Genomic DNA, 24,119 nt, shown 5'->3' on the forward strand with positions numbered 1-24,119 from the left:
GTCGCGATCTTAAAAAATATATCATACAATTTTTTAAGTAACATTAATTAAAAATTCCATTTACAAAGGTAAAAATATATGAACATCTTGAAAGAATTTAGGATAAGATTAAGAATTGGTTTTGTATTAACATGCATGATTTTAAAGAAACTTATCAATTAAAGGAGGCCTATTATGCAATTAACTATTATCTCTCATCCGAAACGGAAGAAAAAATGGATTATTATCGGAATTATTATATTAATAATTATCGTTGCGGCAATTAATATTTTTGTTATGCAAGGTAAGAAGAAGGGTGCATCAACAAATGCTGATGCTGTAAGTTTTGAGAAAGTGACAGAGCGTAAGCTGAATAATACAAAGTTAATTTCTGGTCAGGTGAAGCCTGGTAATATTGAAAGTTTTTATGCAGATCCGGCTAAAGGAAAAGTGAAAGATATTGAGGTAAAAGAAGGGCAAGAGGTAGAAAAAGGCACGAAGTTATTCTCTTATGATAATGAAGAGATTAATCTTCAAATGAAGCAAGCTGAACTTGATCAAAAGATGGCAGATATGCGTTATGATCAAGGGAAAAAGAAGATTGATTCGCTAAAGAAAGAAATTAAGAAGGCGAAAGATAGCGGAGCTGGGAAAGAAGTAACAGATCCGATGGACGAGCAAGTAAACGAATTAGAGATAGCTCAAAAGACAACTGATCTTGAGAAAGAAAAGGGAAAGTTGCAGAAAGAAGAGTTAAGTAAAAAGCAGAAAGAGCTTACGATTTATAGTAATTTCGCTGGTGTTGTTCAAAAGTTAGATAAAGATGCAGCACAAAGTTCATCTCAAGCGTTAGGTGGTCAAGGAAAATCGTTTTTACAAGTAGCTTCTAAAGATCCATTCCAAGTTCAAGGTACGTTAACTGAGCTTCAGAAGTCACAAATTCAAAAGGATCAAACATTCACTGTAACTGCAAAAGCAAATAGCAAGAAGAAGTGGACAGGTAAGATTACAGAGGTAAGTGAGTTCCCAACGAGCGCAGAGATGGCGCAAGCTGGCGGCGTGGGTGAAGCAACTCAAAATATGTCTCAGTATACATATAAAGCAAGTCTTGATAGTCAAGATGGTTTATCTCCGGGTTACCACGTTTCATTGCAAGTAAACTTAGAGAATAAGACGATGGTTGCTGTTCCAAGTAAAAGCATTGTAGAAAAAGGCGATGATGCATTTGTTTATGTTGAGGATAAAGGGAAGCTTCGTAAACAAAATGTGAAAAAAGGTTCTACTGATGGAGACTGGACAGAGGTTGTAGAAGGCGTAACAGTGGGGCAAAAGGTGGTTAAAAATCCTTCCGACGATGTGTATGACGGAATGGAAGTGAAAGAGAAATGATTACGTTAAATAATATTGCTAAAACGTATTATCAAGGAAAATTGGCGGTGCCGATTTTGCATGGTATTAGTTTAATGATTCAGAGTGGTGAGTTCGTTTCGATTATGGGACCGTCTGGTTCTGGTAAGTCGACGCTTATGAATATTATTGGTTGCTTAGATCGTCCAACAGAAGGCGAATATATGCTGAATGACGTGAATATCTTAACAGCAGACGAGTCAAAGCTTGCTTTAATTCGTAATGAATATATTGGCTTTGTATTCCAGCATTTTAATTTACTACCTCGTCTTTCCGCAGTGGAAAATGTTGAGCTTCCGCTCGTATATGGTGGCGTGAAGAAAGCGGAGCGTCGCAAGCGTGCTTTGGAGGCGCTAGGTAAAGTTGGATTAGCAGACCGCGTGCATCATTTACCAAATGAGTTATCCGGTGGACAGAAGCAGCGTGTAGCGATTGCAAGAGCGATTGCGAATAACCCAACGTTCATTATGGCCGATGAACCGACTGGTGCACTTGATACGAAGTCTGGTGAGCAAGTTATGGATATTTTCACGAAGCTTAATGCAGAAGGTACAACAATTGTTATGGTTACGCATGAAGAGGAAGTAGCAGCGTATTCTTCCCGCCGCATTGTACTGCGAGACGGGAAAGTTACAGAAGATAGAAGGTGTGCGGTATGAGTTTACTAGATAGTATAAAAATTGCCCTATCTTCTATTTTAGCTCATAAATTGCGTTCTGCTCTTACGATGCTCGGTATTATTATCGGGGTAGGTTCGATTATTACGGTCGTTGCAATCGGGCAAGGCGGGGAAGCGGCATTGAAATCGCAGTTTGTTGGGGCAGGTAATCAAACAGTTCCGATTCATTATAGTGCAGATATAAACGATCCTTTCGGTATGGGAATGGTAGAAGCACCGAAGATAACTGAAGAAGACATTTTTGAAATTAAAAAAATTCCAGAAATCGCACATGTGGTAACAACAAATTCAACCATGGAACCACTTGATATTGAAGATAAAAAAGAAATGGTGAGTATTACTGGATTAGATAGTGAGTACTTTGCAGTAAATAAAGTAAAGTTGTTAAAGGGACGTTCTTTACAAGAATCAGATGTGGATCAAGGTAATAACGTTGTTATGATTAGTAAACAAATGGAAGAAAAGGTGTTTAAGGATACCAATCCAGTCGGTAAAATTATTGAAATGAAAGGTCAACCGATGCAAATTATCGGTGTCTACAAATCAGATAATGAGTTTATGGGAATGGGACCATCAGAAGCGCTAGTTCCCATTTCATTATGGCCGACACTGTATGGAAAAGATGAAATTCAAAATATTTCTGTGCAAGCAAAAAATGTAGATAATCTAGAAAAAGCAGGTAAAAAAGCTGCAGATGTTTTAAATAGTCGTAAACCGACTGATGCAACTGGTAAATATGAAGTTATGAATTTAAAAGAAATTCAAGAAGGTATTTCGAAAATGACCGGTATTATGACAATGATCATCGGCGGTATCGCTGGTATTTCATTAGTCGTTGGTGGAATTGGTGTTATGAACATCATGCTTGTATCTGTAACGGAGCGTACGCGTGAAATTGGTGTACGTAAAGCACTTGGAGCAACGCGTAGTAAAATTTTACTACAATTTTTAATTGAAGCAGTTATGTTAACACTTCTAGGTGGTTTAATCGGAATTGGTCTTGGGTATGGCGGAGCATATATCGTTTCTACATTCGCAAAATGGCCACCACTCGTTTCATGGGAAGTTGTCGTTGGAGGCGTACTGTTCTCGATGACACTCGGTATTATTTTCGGATTAATTCCAGCAAATAAAGCTGCGAAATTAGATCCAATTGAAGCATTGCGTTATGAGTAATTAATAGTGTAGTAGAACTACACATTACCGTTCTAGTGGGCGGTTCGTAGCCTCTTGCGAGGAAGTGAACCGCCCGTTAGAACGGGTTATATAAATAGAAGGAGGCGTTATAATGGAAGTGAATTTGAATACGCAAAAGGTTGGCGGAGAGAAGCCATCATTATTTGGAATGATTACTTCTCCTGGTTTACAGTTTGAGAGAATGAAGGCGAGCGAGAAAGTTTGGGGTATGTTCTTTTTAGTTACATTGTTACAAGGGCTTGTAGGTGGTTTGACAACATATGTTGTGAACACGTCACCTGAAATGATTAAAATGCAGAAAGAATTAGGTGAACTTGCTGGTAAGGGTTCAATAACATCAGAAGTTATTTATGGAATTGGATCTGGTTTTGTTGGAGCGATGATTGGAGCGCTATTTGTAGCGGCTATTTATAAAGTATTTATGATGTTCTTTGGAAATGATACGTCTTATAAGAAGTTATTAACGATTGTTGTATATACTAATATTATTCTTATTATTGGTGGACTTATTAATGGTATTATAGCCCTAATTTTAGATGGTGGAGCAACCCAGTATACAAGTTTAGGACCATTATTTGAGCAAGGTTCACTTGCATATGGAATTGGTAATACAATTGAAATATTCTATGTATGGAATTTAGTCTTAATTTGGCTTGGATTGCATATTACAGCTGGCTTAAGCAAAGTGAAAGCATTAATTCCGATTATTATTCCATTCATTATTAAAGCGGTATTCTTAGCAGCAATTTTGGTATTAATAGCTAAGTTTTTACCAAGTATGCCAATATAAATAAATTATATGTATTATAAATAAGTTCAGTAAAAATTAGCAATATTATTAACCGGTGTTTTAATATACAATGTGCCGGTGAATTTGTCTTCGAATGATGTTTAAACATAGGTAATCTTGTGGAGAACAGATACTCAAATAATAAATGTATCGTCAAAATAGAACTTGTCCATTAACTTGTTAACAATCCCGTTGAAATAAGCGAACTTACCCTTGTTCATTTTTGTGCCCGCTTTAATTTTCATAATAAGCTCTTTAATAGCTTGTAAGCCGATAGTAAGTTCCTGGTCTTTAGTAAATGCTTTATCACCTGTTGTATGGTTAATGATTTTATTACACTGTCTTACGACCTTCCACAGTTCTTGAATGGTTTTAGATTCACTGTAAAAAGAGCCAACTAAAGAAATAAAACGCTCTGGCACCCAATGTGCTACGAAATTAGCGTCTTTAATGTTTTCTCCTGAAATATTACTATTCTCATTACTATTACGTTTGTTTATATCTTTTATATTTTGTTTTAAGGAAACAGGTTTTGTTTTAATGGTAGGACACTTTGCAGAACTTTTTGCAGCTACCTTGTTGGACACTTCTTCCACAATTGGTTGAATGATAATAGCATTAGAAGTTTGTAACATATCTTTTGTACGCTTCATTGCTACTTGTTTAATCATCTCTAGATCCACAAGTTTCTTCATTAAACGTTGTACAGTTTTATATGAAACTCCAATCATGTCAGCAATTGAATTTTTGCAAAGGAAACTAACGCCCACATATTTGCAACTGTGACGCTTTAAAATATCCAATAATGTAATAAGTCTAGCTTGTACATCGACACGTTTAACAGACGTTCTAATGACGTCTCTGTACGTTCTAACTACTTTGTTTAGTTCTTCCAAATCTTTGAATGATGATAAGTTGTGGAGGGATTCTTTAGTTGCGATAACATCGATACGTTTTCTTTCCATAGTATACGTCCCCTTTGTGGAAACAAAAAAGCAACGTCACCAATTTGGTAAACGTTGCTGAATAAACCCTACATGATGTAAAATAATTCATGAGAGTATAGCAAATGTTTACCTGGCGTAATCAGGTGAACGGTATATAGAGTGTTGGTAGCACTTTATACACACGCTGTGCTCTTTTGTTTTGTCTCGAATTTTTTTCGGTATTCAAGACTGGCTACTTGCGGGGCTGGGAAAACAGAGATGTTGTTTTACGGTATTAACGAAGCGCTTCAAAAAGGAGAAAGAGTTTGTATCGCAACGCCAAGAACGGATGTTGTTTTGGAATTAGCACCGAGATTACAAAAAGTATTTCCATATATAAAGGTAGCGGCTTTATATGGAGGGAGTGTAGATAAAGAAAAAGATGCAGTACTAGTCGTTGCGACCACGCATCAATTATTACGTTATTATAGGGCGTTTCATGTCATAGTTGTAGATGAGATAGATGCTTTTCCATATTGTGCAGATCAAATGTTACAGTACGCGGTAAAACAAGCGATGAAAGAAAAAGCGGCGCGTATTTATTTAACTGCGACTCCAGATGAAACGTGGAAGCGAAAACTTAAACAAGGTAAACAAAAAGGTGTTATTGTTTCTGGACGATATCACCGTCATCCGTTGCCAGTTCCCCTATTTTGCTGGTGCGGAAATTGGAAGAAAAGCCTCAACCGTGAAAGAATTCCTCGAGTTTTACTACAATGGTTAAAGATGTACTTAAACAAAAAGTATCCTGTTTTTTTATTCGTTCCCCATGTACGATATATAGAAGAAATAAGCTCGTTATTGAAATCATTGCATAATAAAGTTGAAGGGGTACATGCAGAAGATCCGATGAGAAAAGAGAAAGTCGCAGCGTTCAGAAAAGGAGAAATCCCAGTATTAGTTACAACGACAATTTTAGAGCGAGGCGTAACAGTAAAAAATTTGCAAGTAGCGGTTTTAGGGGCGGAAGAAGAAATATTCTCAGAAAGTGCACTCGTACAAATTGCGGGCCGAGCAGGGCGGAGCTTTGAAGCACCGTATGGAGAGGTCGTTTATTTTCACTATGGTAAGACAGAGGCGATGGTGCGCGCGAAAAAACATATTCAAGGTATGAATAAAAATGCGAAAGAACAAGGATTGATCGATTAATGCATTGTTTACTTTGTGATGAGTGTTTTGTAGAAAAGGTTAGTTGGTACACTTTTTTTGTAAAGTGTCATAGAAAATATATATGTGATAGATGTGAGCAGAAACTTTCCTATATTATAGGAGAAATTTGCATGGAGTGCGGGCGACCTTTAGAATTTGTTCCTGCCTCATTTCAAGAAGACGGTATTTGTATAGATTGTATAAGGTGGATGAAAGAGGAGAAGTATCGTTCTTTTAAAAACCGTTCGTTATATATGTATGATGATGAGATGAAAGAAATAGTAGCGCAGTTTAAGTTTCGGGGGGATGCAGAGTTAGTGCACATTTTTTATCGTCCTTTTCGAAGTTTATTTCAAAAGTGTTTTGCCAATGTTTCAACTGTTATCGCTGTTCCGCTTAGTAAGGAAAGGGAAATTGAACGTGGTTTTAATCAAGCTGAGTTATTAGCAACTTGTTTGCCTGTCAAAATTTCTTATCCATCATTAAGAAGAAGGGAAACAGAAAAGCAAAGTAAGAAGACACGTAAAGAAAGGGTGTCAGGAAGCAATCCTTTTTATTTTCAGGGAGAAGAGATGTTTTCTGGGCAACATATTTTACTCGTTGATGACGTGTATACGACAGGGATTACAGTTAGGCAAATCGGAAGTTTGTTATATGAAAGAGGGGCAAGGGAAGTATCTAGTTTGACACTTTGTAGAAGTTAATATGACAGTGTCGAAAGCGATAATAAAAAGGCGATAAGTCTTCTTTGACTTCATATGTTGTCATTCGTTATAGTCAAAATATGGGGCGAATGCCCTGATTTTTAGAGTGAAGGGAATGGAATGAACATGCAAGGAAGAGTGAAATGGTTCAATGCAGAAAAGGGATTTGGGTTTATTGAGCGTGAAGATGGTGACGATGTATTTGTCCATTTTTCTGCTATTCAACAAGATGGGTATAAGTCATTGGAAGAAGGGCAACAAGTAGAGTTTGACATTGTAGATGGAGCACGTGGACCACAAGCAGCTAATGTTGTGAAACTGTAGGGTATATTGTTTTGGGAAGAGAAAGCTGCGTTTGTGGCAACGTTATATATATGTAGTAGAACCTCTTGTTTTTCGCAAGGGGTTTTTGTTATAGGGTAAGTTGTCAAAAAGTTGTTTCTTTTCTGTAACGAATTGTCCACAGAAATATTCGTTATTCACGATGTTAATAGGATAAAATAAAGATAGAAACGATGCATCTTTTCATTTCAACAAAAAACGATAAAAAAATCGCAATTCCACTAATTTTTTTAAAAAAGTTAGAAGGAGTTTTTAAGCCAATGTCGAAATTATAGTACATAGGCTTGAAAGGAGGAATTCATCTATGAAATTCAACATTCGTGGTGAAAATATTGAAGTAACTCCAGCATTAAAGGAATATGTAGAGAAAAAACTAAGTAAGTTAGAGCGTTATTTTGATACATTCCCAGAGATTAAAGTTAATTTAAAAGTATACTCTGACAAGCAACGTGTCGAGGTAACAATTCCATTTACTGATTTATTACTTCGTGCAGAAGAAACTAATAGCGATATGTACGCTGCTATCGATTTAGTAGTTGATAAAATTGAGCGACAAATTCGTAAACATAAAACAAAAGTAAATCGTAAGTTACGTGAGAAAGGTTCTATAAAAACGAACTTTATCCTTCCGGAAGCAGTAGCTGTTTTGGATGAGGTAGAAGAAGATGAATTAGAACTTGTACGTACAAAACGATTCGATTTAAAACCGATGGACGTTGAAGAGGCAATCCTACAAATGGATATGCTAGGACATAATTTCTTCGTCTTCACAAATGCTGATACAAATGAAACTAATGTTGTATATGGCCGTAAAGATGGGAAATACGGTTTAATCGAAACTAAATAATAATTCGAAAGCGCAGCCGAATGAGGCTGCGCTTTTTTTGCTGAAAATAGATTTTTAAAAAACTTTTCTTAATTTAGAACGAGACAATCGGCCGATTGTTGTCATAGTTATAAGACAAGTGTTACAATTATCATTAGGTATATACATTTTAGTTTTTTTAATTAGGAGAAAAATTGGCATAACATACATTTGATTTTTATAACGACTGATTGTAATAGAGAAAAAGAAAAACAATCGGAAGTTTTATTTTAATAAAAAGAGGAGCGTATTTCCTATGATCGGTATTTTAAAAAAGGTGTTTGATGTAAATCAACGCCAAATTAAACGTATGCAAAAGACAGTTGAGCAAATTGATGCATTAGAGTCATCTATTAAGCCACTAACTGATGAACAATTAAAAGGAAAGACGCTTGAATTTAAAGAACGTCTAACAAAAGGTGAAACAGTAGATGATTTACTACCTGAAGCTTTTGCAGTTGTTCGCGAAGCGGCAACTCGTGTTCTTGGAATGCGTCCATATGGCGTACAGTTAATGGGTGGTATTGCCTTACATGAAGGGAATATTTCTGAGATGAAAACGGGTGAAGGTAAAACGTTAACATCTACATTACCTGTATATTTAAATGCTTTAACAGGAAAAGGTGTTCACGTTGTTACAGTCAATGAATATTTAGCACAACGTGATGCGAGCGAAATGGGACAACTTCATGAGTTCCTTGGCTTAACGGTAGGAATTAACTTAAATAGTATGTCACGCGAAGAGAAACAAGAGGCTTATGCTGCTGATATTACGTATAGCACAAATAATGAGCTTGGATTCGATTACTTACGTGATAACATGGTTTTATATAAAGAGCAGTGCGTTCAACGTCCACTTCACTTTGCTATTATCGATGAAGTCGATTCTATTTTAGTCGATGAAGCACGTACGCCGCTTATTATTTCAGGACAAGCTCAAAAATCAACAGAGCTATACATGTTTGCAAATGCATTTGTTCGTACGTTAGAAAATGAAAAAGATTATTCATTTGATGTGAAAACGAAAAATGTAATGCTAACAGAAGATGGTATTACGAAAGCAGAGAAAGCTTTCCATATTGAAAACTTATTCGATTTAAAACATGTAGCACTTCTTCACCATATTAATCAGGGGCTTCGTGCACACGTTGTTATGCATCGTGATACAGATTATGTTGTACAAGAAGGCGAAATTGTAATTGTAGACCAATTCACTGGTCGTCTTATGAAAGGTCGTCGTTATAGCGAAGGATTACACCAAGCGATTGAAGCAAAAGAAGGTGTAGAAATTCAAAATGAAAGCATGACGCTTGCAACAATTACATTCCAGAACTACTTCCGTATGTATGAAAAATTATCTGGTATGACTGGTACAGCGAAAACAGAGGAAGAGGAATTCCGTAACATTTACAATATGAACGTTATTGTAATTCCGACAAACAAACCGATTATTCGTGATGATCGTGCCGATTTAATCTTTAAATCAATGGAAGGTAAGTTCAATGCTGTTGTTGAGGATATTGTAAATCGTCATAAAAAAGGGCAACCTGTTCTTGTAGGTACAGTTGCAATTGAAACTTCAGAGCTTATTTCAAAAATGTTAACGCGTAAAGGTGTACGTCATAACATCTTAAATGCGAAAAACCATGCTCGTGAAGCAGATATCATTGCAGAGGCTGGTATTAAAGGTGCTGTAACAATCGCGACGAACATGGCAGGTCGTGGTACAGATATTAAGCTTGGAGACGATGTGAAAAACGTTGGTTTAGCAGTTATCGGTACAGAGCGTCACGAAAGTCGTCGTATTGATAATCAGTTACGTGGTCGTGCTGGTCGTCAAGGGGACCCTGGTGTTACGCAGTTCTACTTATCGATGGAAGATGAATTAATGCGCCGATTTGGTTCAGATAATATGAAAGCAATGATGGACCGCCTTGGTATGGATGATTCTCAGCCGATTGAAAGTAAAATGGTTTCTCGTGCGGTAGAATCTGCACAAAAACGTGTTGAAGGAAATAACTATGATGCACGTAAGCAGTTACTGCAATATGATGATGTACTTCGTCAGCAACGTGAAGTTATTTACAAACAGCGTCAAGAGGTAATGGAGTCTGACAACTTACGCGGCATTATTGAAGGTATGATGAAATCTACAGTAGAACGTGCTGTTGCTCTTCATACACAAGAGGAAATTGAAGAAGATTGGAACATTAAAGGTCTTGTTGACTACTTAAATACAAACCTTCTTCAAGACGGAGATGTAAAAGAAGAAGAATTACGTCGCCTTGCTCCTGAGGAAATGAGCGAGCCAATTATTGCGAAATTAATTGAGCGATACAATGAAAAAGAAAAGCTTATGCCAGAAGAGCAAATGCGTGAGTTTGAGAAGGTTGTTGTATTCCGCGTTGTAGATACGAAATGGACAGAGCATATTGATGCGATGGATCACCTTCGTGAAGGTATTCATTTACGTGCTTACGGTCAAATCGATCCACTTCGTGAGTACCAAATGGAAGGGTTCGCGATGTTCGAGTCAATGGTTGCTTCTATTGAAGAGGAAATTTCTCGTTACATTATGAAAGCTGAAATTGAACAAAACTTAGAACGTCAAGAAGTTGTTCAAGGTGAAGCTGTTCATCCTTCTAGCGATGGCGAAGAAGCAAAGAAAAAGCCAGTTGTAAAAGGTGACCAAGTGGGCCGCAATGATTTATGTAAATGTGGTAGTGGTAAAAAATATAAAAACTGCTGTGGTATCGTTCAGTAATATAGGACGATAGCTTTGGCTGTTTTGCAAACTTTTATATCAAAAATGTATAATTAAGAAGGATTAAACTCTCTCCGTAATAAGTGGAGAGAGTTTCCCTTGTTTTCATACGAAAGTAACAGCAATTACATAGAGGTGAAGGAAATGGAATTAGTAGAAATTAGACAGGAATTAGAGAAAATGGCTAAGCGATTAGCGGCTTTTAGGGGGTCTCTTTGACCTCCCTACTAAGGAGAAACAAATTGCAGAATTAGAAGAGAAAATGATGGGCGCAGGATTTTGGGATGACCAACAAGGCGCACAAGCTGTAATTAATGAAGCGAATGCGTTAAAAGATATGGTTGGAAAGTTCCGTCAGTTAGATGAGACGTTCGAAAATTTAGAAATCACGCATGAGCTTTTAAAAGAAGAGTATGATGAAGATTTACATGAGGAATTAGAATCAGAAGTAAAAGGCTTAATTCAAGAAATGAATGAGTATGAGCTTCAGTTACTATTAAGTGATCCTTATGATAAAAATAATGCGATTTTAGAATTACATCCAGGTGCAGGTGGAACTGAGTCACAAGACTGGGGTTCTATGCTATTACGTATGTACACACGCTGGGCTGAAAAACGCGGATTCAAAGTAGAAACGGTTGACTATTTACCAGGTGATGAAGCTGGTATTAAGAGTGTAACTTTATTAATTAAAGGTCATAACGCTTACGGTTACTTAAAAGCAGAGAAAGGTGTACATCGTCTTGTACGTATTTCACCATTCGATTCTTCAGGGCGTCGTCATACATCATTCGTATCTTGTGAAGTTGTACCAGAGTTCAATGATGAAGTTGAAATCGAAGTACGTACAGAAGATTTAAAAATTGATACGTACCGAGCAAGTGGAGCTGGTGGACAGCACGTAAATACGACAGATTCAGCAGTTCGTATTACACATACACCGACAAATACGGTTGTAACATGTCAGTCGGAGCGTTCTCAAATTAAAAACCGTGAGCATGCGATGAAAATGTTAAAAGCGAAATTATATCAAAAGAAACTAGAAGAGCAACAAGCAGAATTAGATGAAATTCGCGGAGAGCAAAAAGAAATCGGATGGGGTAGCCAAATCCGTTCTTACGTATTCCACCCGTATTCTCTTGTAAAAGACCATCGTACAAATACGGAGGTTGGTAACGTACAAGCTGTTATGGATGGAGAGATTGATCCATTTATTGATGCTTACTTACGTTCTCGCATCTAATAAGCGAAAAAAAGCCAACGAAATTGTTGGCGCATGCTGAGGACAATAGAGGATATAAAGAATTTGATTTTATTTTTATAGATGAAGTAAAGAGGAAGAGAAGTTGGAAACGACAACTTCTCTTTTTGATGGGATTATATGTAGATTACAATGCTGTATATTGTTTTGTAAAAAGTAGAGAATAGTAAAATAGAGCGGTAATATGGTAAAGATTTATATAGAACTTTCTAATTTTCCTTTTAAAAAGGATGCTTTATAGGAGTTTTTTAAGTTGTTCACAGAATTGAAACAACTTATGAAAGCATTATTTTATCAAGGTTCTCACTGTATTTTTGAGGAATATGAAATACACCTTAGTTTTTCTATATAAAGATAATGCTTATAATGAAAATGAGTGTGTTAGGAATAAAAAGAATATCAACAATGGGGAGCGATAGAAGTGAAAAAGAAATTGTTGGCTATTGCGCTAGGGACATCGGTTGTTTTTGCTTTAGGAGCATGCGGAAATAAAGAAGAGAGTAAGTCTTCGAAACAGTCTGCAAGCACAGACAGCGCAGAACAAATTTTCCAAAGAAGTTGTGCGGGATGTCACGCAACAGATTTATCAGGGGCAACTGGACCTGATTTAAGAAAAGTAGGCGGTAAGTACGACGCTGCAGATATCGAAGAGATTATTAAAAAAGGCCGCGGTTCAATGTCACCAGGACTTATTCAAGGTGAAGATGCGAAAAAAGTGTCTGAATGGTTAGCTGAACATAAATAAAAAAGGTGAAATGGACGAGTTGATAATATAGTCAACTCGTTTTCCTTTTTTCTGGTATGTAACATAACTGTAACAAAAATGTATCCAAATTGGAAACCGTTTGATGTTACAATGGGGTTTGTAGAATTTTGCTGAAATATATTACATAGAGTGGTATTGCTTATGAGAAAGCATAAGTAAACTATCTTCAACAAGGATGACTAAATGAAAATGAAGGATGTCTTTTGTTTTCAGATGTACAGAAAAGTATTTCGAAAAAAATCATTAAGTATTGGGTGATAAATAATGATAAAAATGACGAATGTTTATAAGGAGTACCCGAATGGTATGAAAGCCATTGCTGGTCTTACAGTTAACATTAAACAAGGTGAATTCGTATACGTAGTTGGACCGAGTGGAGCCGGAAAATCTACATTTATTAAAATGATGTATCGTGAAGAGAAACCATCTACAGGATCTATTAATGTAAATGGACTTACTATCGAAACATTGGCAGAAAGAGATGTTCCGTATTTCCGTCGTCAATTAGGCGTGATTTTCCAAGATTTCAAATTGCTACCTAAATTAACGGTATATGAGAATGTTTCGTTTGCTTTAGAAGTAATTGAAGAAGAACCGGATGCAATTCGTGAGCGTGTAACAGAAGTTCTAGGTCTTGTAGGCCTTGAAGATCGTGCAGACGCACTTCCAAGTGAGCTTTCGGGCGGGGAGCAACAACGTGTGGCTATTGCAAGAGCAATTGTAAATAGACCAAAGGTTGTAATTGCCGATGAGCCAACAGGTAACTTAGATATTGAAACAGCTCTTGATATTATGAATATTTTTACTCGCATTAATGAGCGCGGCACAACGATTGTTATGGCGACGCATAATGCAGATATCGTAAATACAATCCGTCATCGTGTAATCGCGATTGAAGGCGGAAAAATTGTTCGAGATGAGATTGAGGGAGGATACGGATATGAAGGCTAAGACCCTTAGTCGACATTTGCGAGAAGGTGTAAAGAATCTATCACGTAACGGATGGATGACATTTGCTTCTGTTAGTGCAGTAACAGTTACATTATTACTTGTAGGTGTCTTTTTAACAGCGATTATGAATATGAACCATTTTGCGACGAAAGTAGAGCAAGATGTAGAGATTCGTGTACACATTGATCCAGCTGCAAAAGAAGCGGATCAAAAGAAATTAGAAGAAGATATGAGTAAGATTGCAAAAGTAGATTCTATTAAATATTCTTCTAAAGAAGAAGAGTTAAAACGTTTAATTAAAAGCTTAGGTGATAGTGGAAAAACGTTTGAGTTATTTGAACAAGATAACCCACTTAAAAACGTATTCGTTGTAAAAGCGAAAGAACCAACCGATACAGCGACAATCGCGAAGAAGGTTGAAAAAATGCAGTTTGTTAGTAATGTTCAGTACGGAAAAGGGCAAGTTGAACGATTATTTGATACTGTAAAAACTGGTCGTAACATTGGGATTGCGTTAATTGCTGGTCTTTTATTCACAGCGATGTTCTTAATCTCTAATACAATTAAAATTACAATTTATGCTCGTAGTACAGAAATTGAAATTATGAAACTTGTTGGTGCAACAAACTGGTTTATTCGTTGGCCATTCTTGCTAGAGGGATTATTCTTAGGAGTATTAGGATCAATTATTCCAATTGGCCTAATTCTAATTACGTATAATTCGTTGCAAGGTGTGTTTAATGAAAAACTTGGCGGAACAATTTTCGAGCTTCTACCATACAGTCCATTCGTATTCCAATTAGCTGGTTTACTAGTGTTAATCGGTGCTTTAATCGGTATGTGGGGAAGTGTAATGTCAATTCGTCGCTTCTTAAAAGTATAAAAAGTTGCAAACATAATTCGTACAAGCTTATCATATAGTAGAAATAGGTAAAGGCATCACACAATGTGTGATGCCTTTTGCTACACCACCTGTGTGTTTTGGAAAGGGGAATTCCGCATTGAAACGTAGAGTTGCAATTATTGGAATGGTTGTTGCATTTTTAATTGGTGCTGGCGGAATGTTTGCAGGCATGTCTGTATTTGGGGTTAACCCATCAGAAGTAACGCAAACAATTTCGAGTGGGAATGCTAGCACTGCGCAAGGGAATTTGGCAAAGATTAATGAGGCGTATGCACTAATTGATTCACGTTATGTGGAAGACGTGAAAGATGAAAAGTTAGTTGAAGGTGCAATACAAGGTATGTTGTCTACGCTGAAGGACCCTTATTCCACGTATATGGATAAAGAAACAGCCAAACAGTTTAGTGAATCGCTTGATCCCGAATTAGAGGGGATTGGGGCTGAGGTGAACAAGACGGACGGTAAGCTTATTATCGTATCGCCAATTAAAGGTTCACCAGCAGAAAAGATAGGAATTAAACCGAATGACCAAATTTTATCTGTAGATGGAAACAGTGTGAAAGACTTATCACGTGAAGAAGCAGTATTAAAAATTCGTGGTAAAAAGGGAACGACTGTCGCAATTGAAATTAAACGTGCGGGAGTAACTGATCCGATTGTATTTAAAATTAAGCGTGAAAAGATTCCGATCTTTACAGTGTTTAGTTCTGTGAAGCAAGAGAGCGGAAAAGATATCGGTTATATGCAAATCACTTCTTTTGCTGAAAATACAGCGAAAGAATTTAAGGATCAGTTAAAAGAGTTAGAGAAGAAAAATATAAAAGGCTTAGTTATTGACGTGCGTGGTAATCCTGGTGGCTACTTAAATAGTGTAGAAGATATACTAGGGGAAATTATGACGAATAAAAAGCCGATGCTACAAGTAGAGCAGCGAAATGGTGAGAAGAAGAAATTCTCTACGGAACTGAAAGAGAGAAAACCATATCCAATTTCAGTATTAATTGATAATGGAAGTGCTTCTGCTTCAGAGATTTTAGCGGGTGCGCTAAAAGAAGGAGAAGGATACGATTTAATTGGTGAAAAGACATTTGGTAAAGGTACTGTCCAGCAAGCTGTTCCATTTAAAGACGGCAGCAACATTAAATTAACGATGTTTAAATGGTTAACACCGGATGGGAACTGGATTCATAAAAAAGGAATCGCGCCAACAGTAGAAGTGAAGCAACCAAATTATTATCATGCGACACCAATTCAAATTGAAAAAACACTTTCATACAATTCAAATGATGTACAAGTAAAACATGCTCAAGAAATGCTTAAGAGCTTAGGTTATGTACCAGGTCGTGAAGATGGATACTTTAGTAAAGAGACAGAATCGGCTCTGAAAGCATTCCAAAATGCAAATGAAATGGAAGCGACAGGACAGCTTGATAAAAAGACAGCTGAAGCGATTCAAACTAAAATTATCGAAAAAATCCGTTCTGGAGAAAATGATCTACAATTACAGTCAGCATTAAAATTAATGGCAAAATAAGAAGAAATACAGGCAGTTTGCTGCCTGTATTTTTTTGTGTTAAACAAACGTTTGTTTAGTTATGATAATATAAAAAGAAAGAATGATATAAATGGTGGTGAATGAGTTCGTGGAGGCGTGGATTTTTGAAATAATGCGGGCAGTTGGACGTTTTTTCTTACACCCTGCTGTCTATATATTTGTAATAAGTAGTATCTTCGTTGGATACTTACGTATGTTAAGAGAACGAAAAGATTTTTCTTTTAAAGTTTATGATATTTGGTTTGAACTGCGAACCTCTCTATTTGCAGGGATTGGATACGGATTAGTAGTATCTATTATTACGATTGGGCTTGGACTTGTTGTTTCTAAAGCAAGCTTATGGGCCATTTTAATTTGGACGTTACTATTTGGATTAACGGCTATGTATCGATATTTATCGGCGGCTTATACATTTAGCATTGCGATTGTATGTGTTCTATTATCTTCTAAGCTACCAGTTTCCTTTTTACAGCTTCGAGAAGGTGAAGAGAGTACCATTGTATCCCTTGTTATTTTACTAGGCGTTATGCTTATTGTAGAAGGCTTATTGATTTCTAAAAACGCAGTAGGATATTCGACGCCGAGGATTAGGCAGGGGAAGCGTGGATTAAAGATTGGTTTACACGAATCAAAGCGTTTATGGATCGTTCCTATTTTTATTCTTGTACCGGGTGATGCGGTAACGCAGTTTATTTCATGGTGGCCTGTCGTTTCAATAGGTTCAAATACATATTCTCTATTCCTCGTTCCATTTTTAATTGGATTTATGAGAAATATTAAAAGTTATGAGCCGACGGAAGCTTTATTATTTACAGGAAGACGGGTTTATGGGTTAGCAGGACTTGTGCTCGTTTTAGGAATCGCAAGTTACTGGTGGCACGTACTTGCAATTATCGCGATGGGAGTCGCGATGCTTGGGCGTTTCACAATTTCGATGCAAGAGAAAATTGCCGATGAAACAAGACCAGCGTATTTTGCTGCACGCAATGATGGGCTCATTGTACTAGATACAATTCCAAATACAATTGGAACAGAGCTGAAATTACTGCCTGGAGAAATTATTACGAAAGTAAATGGAGTCATTCCAAAAAGCGCCGAGGAATTTTATGATGCGCTTCAAACGAAGACGACAGGAGCATTTTGTAAATTAGAAGTATTAGATACAAATGGTGAGCTTCGTCTTGCACAAACTGCATTATATGCTGGTGGACATCACGAATTAGGTATTGTATTCGTTGAACAGGAGCATGAGTGGGATTCGGAAGCGATGTAACAAATAAAAGAAGAGGTTGTATAACATTGTAGTTATATAGCCTCTTCTTTTTTGATTTACGGTTTTACTTGAGCGTAATGTTGCACAACAAATTCACGAAACGTTTGTGCAGCAAGTGATAAGTAGTGTTTTTCATTCCATACTAAATGAGGTGTCCATTGGCAAACGGGTTCTTCAAGCTGGAGAAGCGTTAGCGGTGGTAATTCCTTTTTTGCTGCGATTGGTAAAAAAGCAACGCCAAGTCCAGTGCGTACTAAGCCGCTTATTGCTGCAGGTTCATCTCCTTCACATACAATGTTAGGCGTAAACCCGGCTTGTCTGCAGAAATTGTCTGTAATCTCACGGAAGCTATACCCTGGTTTTAGGGAGATAAAAGGATCGTTTGCTACTTCACTTAGCTTGATACGGTCGCGATCTTTGAGTCGATGTGTACTTGGTACAGCTAGTACGATCTCTTCAGTCATTAATGGAAGACTATAGACTCCTAGTCGATCAATAGGTGAAGGTGTGAGACAAAAGTCGATTTCGCCTTTTTCAAGAAGCTGAATTTTTAATTCCTCTGTAGATGCTTGTGTTATACGGAAATTAATGTGTGGATATAAGGCTAGAAAAGGCGCTAGCAATTCAGAGACACGATTTAAAGTTGTAGTAGCTACTAAAACACTTCCTCGTTCTAATCCAGCCATATCTGTAACTTGTCGTTTACCAGTTTCCAGAGCCTCAAGGGCCGTATCCACTTGTTTGAGAAAAGTTTTTCCGAAAGCATTTAGGCGAATTTGACGCCCAATTCGGTCAAATAAGGGAACTCCTACTTCCTCTTCTAATCGAGCGATAGTAACGCTTAAAGCTGGTTGAGAGATATGCAGTTCTTGTGCCGCTTTTGTTATATGTTCCGTCCGAGCGACTGTTTTAAAATACTTGAGCTGCAGTAATTCCATAAAATATGTTCACCTTCTCTTATATACTTGAAGTTATTAATATGATAATTATTTTATATTTTTGTTTATCAATAATCAATTTTATAATATGAGTGTGAAAAGAAATACTGTAAAAATTTATATATAGATAAAAAATGAGGTGGATAATTTTGGATATTCAAAAATATTTAGAGCATATTCAATCTGAAAAAAGAGAGGTGAGTTTCTCTTACTTATCTCATCTTCAAAAGCAACATGTACTCAACGTTCACTTTGAGAATCTTGATATTCTTGCAAGAAAACCTCTATCTTTGCGTAAAGAAGATTTATATCAAAAAATTGTTCATGCGAAGCAGGGTGGCGTGTGCTACGAGTTAAACGGAATATTTTATTTTCTGCTAAAAGAATTAGGATTTGATCCCTATCTTATGGCAGGGACTGTATATGTAAGAGAAGGAATGTGGGCTCTTGAAAATGCTCATTTATTCATAATCGTATCAATTGATAATAAAGAGTATTTGGTGGATGTAGGTATGGGCGGTAATTCACCACGAATTCCTGTCCCGCTGAATGGAGAGGAAGTTGTGGATAGTGATGGTCTTTACCGAGTAAATAAAGACGAGACAACATCATTTTATTATTTGCAAAAAAAGACTGATGATAAGTGGGAAATTCTATATCGTTTTGAGCAGCCTTCTCATAAATGGAACCTAGAGAACATTCATCCAATTTGTGTTTTAACTGAAACAGCTCCAGATTCGATGTTCAACAAAATGTATTTCCTTTCAAGAGTGACAGAAAATGGGCGTATTACTTTGCTAGGAGATATGCTGATTATCGTTAACGGAAAAGAGAGAATAAAAGAAAAACTAAAAAAACATGAGATTGAAGAAACGGTTCGTCGTTATTTTCAAATCCAAATATAATGAGAAAATTTTAGGGAGGGTTTATGTATGACTTTAGATTTACAAGTTCAATCGTTTCTTGCGCAAGGTGGAAATTTGAATACACTTACAGGAGAAGAGCACGGAGAAGCAAAAGCTGTATTTAAGGTGGAAGATTTCTATATCCCTGTGAAGGACGGTGAAATTAAACTTCGAGTTTATACACCGAATGAAAAGGAATCATTACCTGTTTTTGTATATTTACATGGTGGTGGATGGGTAGCAGGAGATATTCAGGCTGTAGATACTTTATGCCAAAATATAGCGCATGACGCGGAGTGTATAGTTGTTGCGGTAGAGTATCGCTTAGCTCCTACGCATAAATTCCCGGTTCCGTTAGAAGATTGTTATGAAGCTACTAAATGGGTAGCTGAAAATAGTTCTATGCTTAATGCAGATAAAACAAAAATCGCAATTGGTGGAGATAGTGCTGGTGGAAATATTGCAGCAGCAGTTGTTATTATGGCTCAAAAATTCAACAATCTTTCATTGGTGGCTCAAGTATTAGTTTATCCTGTAGTTGATCTTACTTTAACTTTCAAAGCACAATCATATCGAGACAATGCTGAAGGTTATTTACTTACAACTGAAGGAGTTTTTTGGGCAACACAAATGTATTTACGTGACGAAATTGATAGGTACAATGTCTTTGCATCCCCTTCAGTGAATAATGAGTTAGAGAATTTGCCACCAGCGCTTATTATTACAGCGGAATATGATCCACTACGAGATGATGGCGCTGCATACGCAAAACGTTTAGAGGCAGCTGGGATTCCTGTAGAATATAAGTGCTACGAAGGGATGGTCCATGGTTTCTTCTGGATGGCGGGCATTATGGATAAAGGTCTCCAAGCACGATTACAAGTTTCAAATTATTTAAAGAGTGTATTTGTGGGGAAATAGAAGGGCATCTCTACTAGTAGAGCACCTTTGTTTTAATAAGATACGTAACATATAGAAAAAAGCCTAATTTCTCATTGGTATAAATGGGGAGTTAGGCTTTTTCAGATTTGTTCATTTTTGTAGTTTCATAGACGGATAACTTGAATAATTATTTGATAATGGTTATCATTTAGGGAGTCTTTTTAATTTTGGAAAATGGAGGTAAAATATGCTGCGTAAATTTTTCTCGTACTATAAACCGTATAAAGGTTTATTTATACTCGACTTTTCTTGTGCGGTTGTCGCAGGATTATTAGAACTCGGCTTCCCGCTTATCGTAAATCAATTTATTGATAAGTTATTGCCAGGGCAAAACTGGACGCTTATTTTATGGGCTTGTTTCGGTTTACTCGCAGTTTATATGTTAAACGCAGGCTTACAATATGTCGTTACATATTGGGGACATATGCTTGGTGTTAACATTGAAACAGATATGAGGCAGAAATTATTTGATCATATTCAAAAGCTATCATTCAGATTTTTTGATAATAATAAAACAGGTCATTTAATTTCACGCCTTACAAACGATTTAATGGAAATTGGGGAAATTGCTCACCATGGACCAGAAGATTTATTTATCGCCGTAATGACTTTAGTTGGGGCATTCTCATTTATGATGATGATCAACTGGAAGTTAGCGTTATTAACGTTCTTCGTCATTCCATTCCTATTATGGTTAGCGCTGTACTTCAATAAAAAAATGACAGGTACATTTAGACGTTTATTCTCAGATGTTGCTGATTTTAATGCATGCATTGAGAACAATGTAGGGGGCATTCGTGTTGTACAAGCATTCGGAAATGAAAAGTTTGAGAAAGAGCAATTCGCTGTGAACAACGCTCGTTTCCGTACAACGAAATTAATGGCGTATAAAATTATGGCTTTAAATTCATCGATTAGTTATATGCTCATGCGTCTCGTAACGCTCTTCGTCTTAATATGCGGTACATGGTTTGTTCTGCAAGGAGAATTAACGTACGGTGGATTTATCGGATTCGTTCTATTAACGAATATTTTCTTCCGCCCAATTGAAAAAATTAACGCGGTAATCGAAAGCTATCCGAAAGGAATCGCCGGTTTTAAAAGATATGTAGAGCTTCTTGAAACAGAGCCTGACATTGTAGATTCTAAAGATGCAATGGAAGTGAAGCATGTACACGGTGATATTCAATATAACAACATTACGTTTGGATATGAAAACAAAGAACCGATTTTAAATGACATTAGTTTGAAAATACATGCAGGTGAAACAGTTGCGTTCGTTGGACCATCAGGAGCTGGGAAAACGACGTTATGTAGCCTATTACCACGTTTTTATGAGCAATCATCTGGATCGATTCAAATTGATGGAATTGATACGAAAGATATGACATTATCTTCACTTCGTAAGCAAATTGGAATTGTGCAGCAAGACGTGTTCTTATTCTCAGGAACAATTCGTGAAAATATCGCTTACGGAAATTTAAAAGCATCAGAAGCTGAAATTTGGCAGGCAGTAAAACGTGCGCAATTAGAAGATTTAATTTACTCACAGCCGGACGGTTTAGATACTGTTATCGGTGAGCGCGGCGTGAAACTTTCAGGTGGACAAAAGCAGCGTCTAGCTATTGCTCGTATGTTCTTGAAAAACCCTCCAATTTTAATATTGGATGAAGCAACTTCTGCATTAGATACAGAGACAGAACTTGCGATTCAAAAATCGCTTGCGGAGCTATCTGTTGGCCGTACAACATTAGTTATCGCTCACAGACTTGCAACGATTAAAAATGCAGATCGCATCGTCGTTGTAAATAAAGATGGTATTGCAGAACAAGGTTCACATAATGAATTAATTGAGCAAGGTGGAGGATACAGTAGGTTATACGAAGCTCAGTTTAGTTCGTAAATATAATTTGTACAGAATTAGTGCACCATAAGTAGGTAAAAATCTCATATGGGAGGCTATAAAGTATGATTGTAACAACAACGTCTACAATTCAAGGAAAAGAAATTATTGAGTATATCGATATCGTCAATGGAGAAGCGATTATGGGCGCGAATATCGTTCGTGACCTTTTTGCCTCTGTCCGTGACGTTGTCGGCGGTCGTGCTGGCGCTTATGAAAGTAAATTAAAAGAAGCGCGTGACATCGCAATGGAAGAGATGAAAACTTTCGCAAGACAAAAAAATGCAAATGCAATTGTCGGTATCGACGTGGATTATGAAGTAGTTCGCGAAGGGATGCTAATGGTTGCAGTGAGCGGGACTGCTGTTCGTATTTAAAGTAAAAAGCCGTGCTAATGTGAACTGCACCCCAATTGTTAGACACAGTCTAACAATTGGAGGTGCAGTTTTTTGTATGACAAAATTTACGAAGGATTTAAAGTTAACGCTCGTTCAAGGATTTAATCCGAAAATAATTTCTCAAGCAGAATATGCAAAACAGATGCATATTACAAAGGCACAATTTCAATACTGGTTACGCTTATACGAACTCCATGGAGAAGAAGGTTTACACGAGGTCTATACAAATTACACCGCAGAGTTTAAACTAGACGTACTAAATTTTATGGCTCAATCGGGTATATCGTTAATGGATACAGCGGCTATCTTCATGATTCCTTCTTTTACAACGGTTTATCAATGGAAGAAGCAATTTGAAGTAGGTGGCTTAGATGCCCTTGAACCAAAGAAAAAGGGGCGTCCATCCATGAAAAATAAAAACACAAAACATGATACTAAAAAGATTCCGGCAGAAGGTTCAGTTGAAGCGTTACAAGCTGAATTAGAACGCTTACGTATGGAAAATGCGTATTTAAAAAAGTTGAATGCCTTAGTTCAAAACAAGGAAAAATCACCAAACAAGACAAGGCACAAGTAGTCTATGAATTAAGGCATGAGTTTCAAGTGAAAGAATTAGTAAAGTTAGCGGATATCCCTCGAAGCACCTATTATTTTTATGTAAAACAAATGGATAGAATCGATCCAGATGCCGATTTAAAAGTAGAAATTAAAGCGATTTATGATGAACACGAAGGTCGTTATGGATATCGTCGTATTCGTGATGAGTTAGCCAATCGTAATCAAATAGTGAATCATAAAAAAGTGCAACGAATTATGAAAGAGTTAGGTTTAAAATGTCTTGTACGTATGAAAAAATATAAATCTTATAAAGGAACAGTCGGTAAAATTGCATCTCATATTTTAGAGCGTAAATTTACGGCAGATACGCCAAATGAAAAATGGGTAACCGATATTACAGAATTTAAATTATTCGGTGAGAAACTTTATGTATCACCTGTATTAGACTTGTATAATGGTGAAATCATTACCTATACAATTGGCTCTAGACCGACGTATTCACTTGTTTCAGAAATGTTAGAGACAGCATTAGAAGGTTTACCTGAAAATCACCAACTAATGATGCATTCAGATCAAGGGTGGCATTATCAAATGAAACAGTACCGTCACGCATTACAAAAAAGAGGTATCGTACAAAGTATGTCTCGTAAAGGCAACTGTTATGACAACGCAGTAATGGAGAATTTCTTTGGAATCATGAAGTCTGAGTTTCTCTACATAAAAGAGTTTGAAAGTGTAGAGCACTTCAAAATAGAATTAGAAAAATATATAGATTATTACAATACAAAACGGATAAAAGCAAAATTAAAAATGAGCCCGGTGCAATACCGGACTCATTTTTATCGAGCTGCCTAATGAAATAACCGTGTCTAACTTTTAGGGGTCACTTCAATGCACGGCTTT

General features: G+C 36.8%; 21 protein-coding genes and 1 pseudogene. 20 read left to right on the plus strand and 2 right to left on the minus strand.

What is annotated here, in order from left to right:
* Positions 1-174 precede the first annotated feature (174 nt).
* The 4 genes from MHH55_RS29950 to MHH55_RS29965 all read left to right on the plus strand — a co-directional run bounded on the left by MHH55_RS29950 (position 175) and on the right by MHH55_RS29965 (position 4,052).
* Complete coding sequence (locus tag MHH55_RS29950; protein ID WP_078186854.1) at positions 175-1,368, plus strand: efflux RND transporter periplasmic adaptor subunit; 1,194 nt, start codon at positions 175-177, stop codon at positions 1,366-1,368.
* The gene (locus MHH55_RS29955) at positions 1,365-2,045 is read left to right on the plus strand and encodes an ABC transporter ATP-binding protein (protein ID WP_078186853.1); all 681 of its coding nucleotides are present in this window, start codon (positions 1,365-1,367) and stop codon (positions 2,043-2,045) included. Before MHH55_RS29950 ends, MHH55_RS29955 begins: the two co-directional genes overlap by 4 nt.
* Positions 2,042-3,241 carry an ABC transporter permease gene (locus tag MHH55_RS29960; RefSeq protein WP_006922891.1) on the plus strand — a complete coding sequence of 400 codons (1,200 nt, stop codon included), beginning with the start codon at positions 2,042-2,044 and terminating at the stop codon, positions 3,239-3,241. The genes MHH55_RS29955 and MHH55_RS29960 overlap by 4 nt, the downstream gene beginning before the upstream one ends.
* Positions 3,242-3,353: 112 nt before the next feature.
* On the plus strand, positions 3,354-4,052 hold the full coding sequence (locus tag MHH55_RS29965) for a Yip1 family protein (RefSeq protein WP_078186852.1): 699 nt from the start codon (positions 3,354-3,356) through the stop codon (positions 4,050-4,052).
* Between the two features lie 134 nt (positions 4,053-4,186).
* On the opposite strand, the gene MHH55_RS29970 is transcribed toward MHH55_RS29965, so the two are convergent.
* On the minus strand, positions 4,187-5,017 hold the full coding sequence (locus MHH55_RS29970) for a cytosolic protein (protein ID WP_078186851.1): 831 nt from the start codon (positions 5,015-5,017) through the stop codon (positions 4,187-4,189).
* A gap of 213 nt (positions 5,018-5,230) precedes the next feature.
* Here MHH55_RS29970 and comFA point away from each other — a divergent pair.
* From comFA to MHH55_RS30025, 11 genes and pseudogenes are all read left to right on the plus strand, one after another.
* Positions 5,231-6,187, plus strand: a pseudogene (gene comFA / locus MHH55_RS29975) (ATP-dependent helicase ComFA); the annotation flags it as partial.
* The gene (locus MHH55_RS29980; protein ID WP_013142274.1) at positions 6,187-6,891 is read left to right on the plus strand and encodes a ComF family protein; all 705 of its coding nucleotides are present in this window, start codon (positions 6,187-6,189) and stop codon (positions 6,889-6,891) included. The pseudogene comFA and the gene MHH55_RS29980, both read left to right, overlap by 1 nt.
* Positions 6,892-7,017: 126 nt before the next feature.
* Positions 7,018-7,215 (plus strand): cold shock protein CspC, encoded by a 198-nt coding sequence (cspC, locus tag MHH55_RS29985; protein ID WP_001990088.1) that lies wholly within the window; start codon positions 7,018-7,020, stop codon positions 7,213-7,215.
* A gap of 322 nt (positions 7,216-7,537) precedes the next feature.
* Entirely contained in the window at positions 7,538-8,080 is a 543-nt protein-coding gene (gene hpf / locus MHH55_RS29990; protein ID WP_000671185.1) for a ribosome hibernation-promoting factor, HPF/YfiA family, read from the plus strand.
* Positions 8,081-8,354: 274 nt separating this feature from the next.
* Positions 8,355-10,862 carry a preprotein translocase subunit SecA gene (gene secA, locus MHH55_RS29995; RefSeq protein ID WP_000579385.1) on the plus strand — a complete coding sequence of 836 codons (2,508 nt, stop codon included), beginning with the start codon at positions 8,355-8,357 and terminating at the stop codon, positions 10,860-10,862.
* Positions 10,863-11,006: 144 nt separating this feature from the next.
* Positions 11,007-12,105, plus strand: a protein-coding gene (gene prfB / locus MHH55_RS30000) for a peptide chain release factor 2 (RefSeq protein WP_096001716.1) whose coding sequence is annotated in 2 segments (ribosomal slippage) — positions 11,007-11,078 and positions 11,080-12,105 — 1,098 coding nt in all. Because the reading frame shifts where the segments join, the coding sequence is not laid out codon by codon here.
* 439 nt (positions 12,106-12,544) lie between these two features.
* Positions 12,545-12,868, plus strand: a complete 324-nt coding sequence (cccB, locus tag MHH55_RS30005) for a cytochrome c551 (protein ID WP_000727971.1) — start codon at positions 12,545-12,547, stop codon at positions 12,866-12,868.
* 285 nt (positions 12,869-13,153) lie between these two features.
* On the plus strand, positions 13,154-13,840 hold the full coding sequence (gene ftsE, locus MHH55_RS30010; protein ID WP_000594321.1) for a cell division ATP-binding protein FtsE: 687 nt from the start codon (positions 13,154-13,156) through the stop codon (positions 13,838-13,840).
* Positions 13,830-14,723 carry a permease-like cell division protein FtsX gene (ftsX, locus tag MHH55_RS30015; protein WP_000645027.1) on the plus strand — a complete coding sequence of 298 codons (894 nt, stop codon included), beginning with the start codon at positions 13,830-13,832 and terminating at the stop codon, positions 14,721-14,723. The genes ftsE and ftsX overlap by 11 nt, the downstream gene beginning before the upstream one ends.
* A 118-nt stretch (positions 14,724-14,841) precedes the next feature.
* Positions 14,842-16,278, plus strand: coding sequence for a S41 family peptidase (locus MHH55_RS30020; RefSeq protein ID WP_000830313.1), 1,437 nt, complete (start codon positions 14,842-14,844; stop codon positions 16,276-16,278).
* Between the two features lie 91 nt (positions 16,279-16,369).
* Positions 16,370-17,572: a PDZ domain-containing protein gene (locus MHH55_RS30025; RefSeq protein WP_078186849.1), complete on the plus strand. Its 1,203-nt coding sequence runs from the start codon at positions 16,370-16,372 to the stop codon at positions 17,570-17,572.
* A 56-nt stretch (positions 17,573-17,628) separates the two neighbouring features.
* On the opposite strand, the gene MHH55_RS30030 is transcribed toward MHH55_RS30025, so the two are convergent.
* Entirely contained in the window at positions 17,629-18,510 is an 882-nt protein-coding gene (locus MHH55_RS30030; protein WP_048538373.1) for a LysR family transcriptional regulator, read from the minus strand.
* A gap of 149 nt (positions 18,511-18,659) precedes the next feature.
* On the opposite strand from MHH55_RS30030, the gene MHH55_RS30035 reads away from it, so the two are divergent.
* From MHH55_RS30035 to MHH55_RS30055, 5 genes are all read left to right on the plus strand, one after another.
* Positions 18,660-19,415, plus strand: coding sequence for an arylamine N-acetyltransferase family protein (locus MHH55_RS30035; RefSeq protein WP_048538374.1), 756 nt, complete (start codon positions 18,660-18,662; stop codon positions 19,413-19,415).
* A gap of 27 nt (positions 19,416-19,442) precedes the next feature.
* Entirely contained in the window at positions 19,443-20,336 is an 894-nt protein-coding gene (locus tag MHH55_RS30040) for an alpha/beta hydrolase (RefSeq protein WP_017656399.1), read from the plus strand.
* Positions 20,337-20,544: 208 nt separating this feature from the next.
* The gene (locus tag MHH55_RS30045) at positions 20,545-22,260 is read left to right on the plus strand and encodes an ABC transporter ATP-binding protein (protein ID WP_000944620.1); all 1,716 of its coding nucleotides are present in this window, start codon (positions 20,545-20,547) and stop codon (positions 22,258-22,260) included.
* Positions 22,261-22,325: 65 nt separating this feature from the next.
* Positions 22,326-22,637, plus strand: coding sequence for a heavy metal-binding domain-containing protein (locus MHH55_RS30050; RefSeq protein ID WP_000637523.1), 312 nt, complete (start codon positions 22,326-22,328; stop codon positions 22,635-22,637).
* A gap of 76 nt (positions 22,638-22,713) precedes the next feature.
* Positions 22,714-24,071, plus strand: a protein-coding gene (locus MHH55_RS30055) for an IS3-like element ISBce18 family transposase (RefSeq protein WP_139362596.1) whose coding sequence is annotated in 2 segments (ribosomal slippage) — positions 22,714-23,170 and positions 23,170-24,071 — 1,359 coding nt in all. Because the reading frame shifts where the segments join, the coding sequence is not laid out codon by codon here.
* Positions 24,072-24,119 lie beyond the last annotated feature (48 nt).

Origin of the sequence: Bacillus sp. FSL K6-2944 (genome assembly GCF_038005385.1) — a bacterium.
GTDB lineage: Bacteria > Bacillota > Bacilli > Bacillales > Bacillaceae_G > Bacillus_A > Bacillus_A cereus.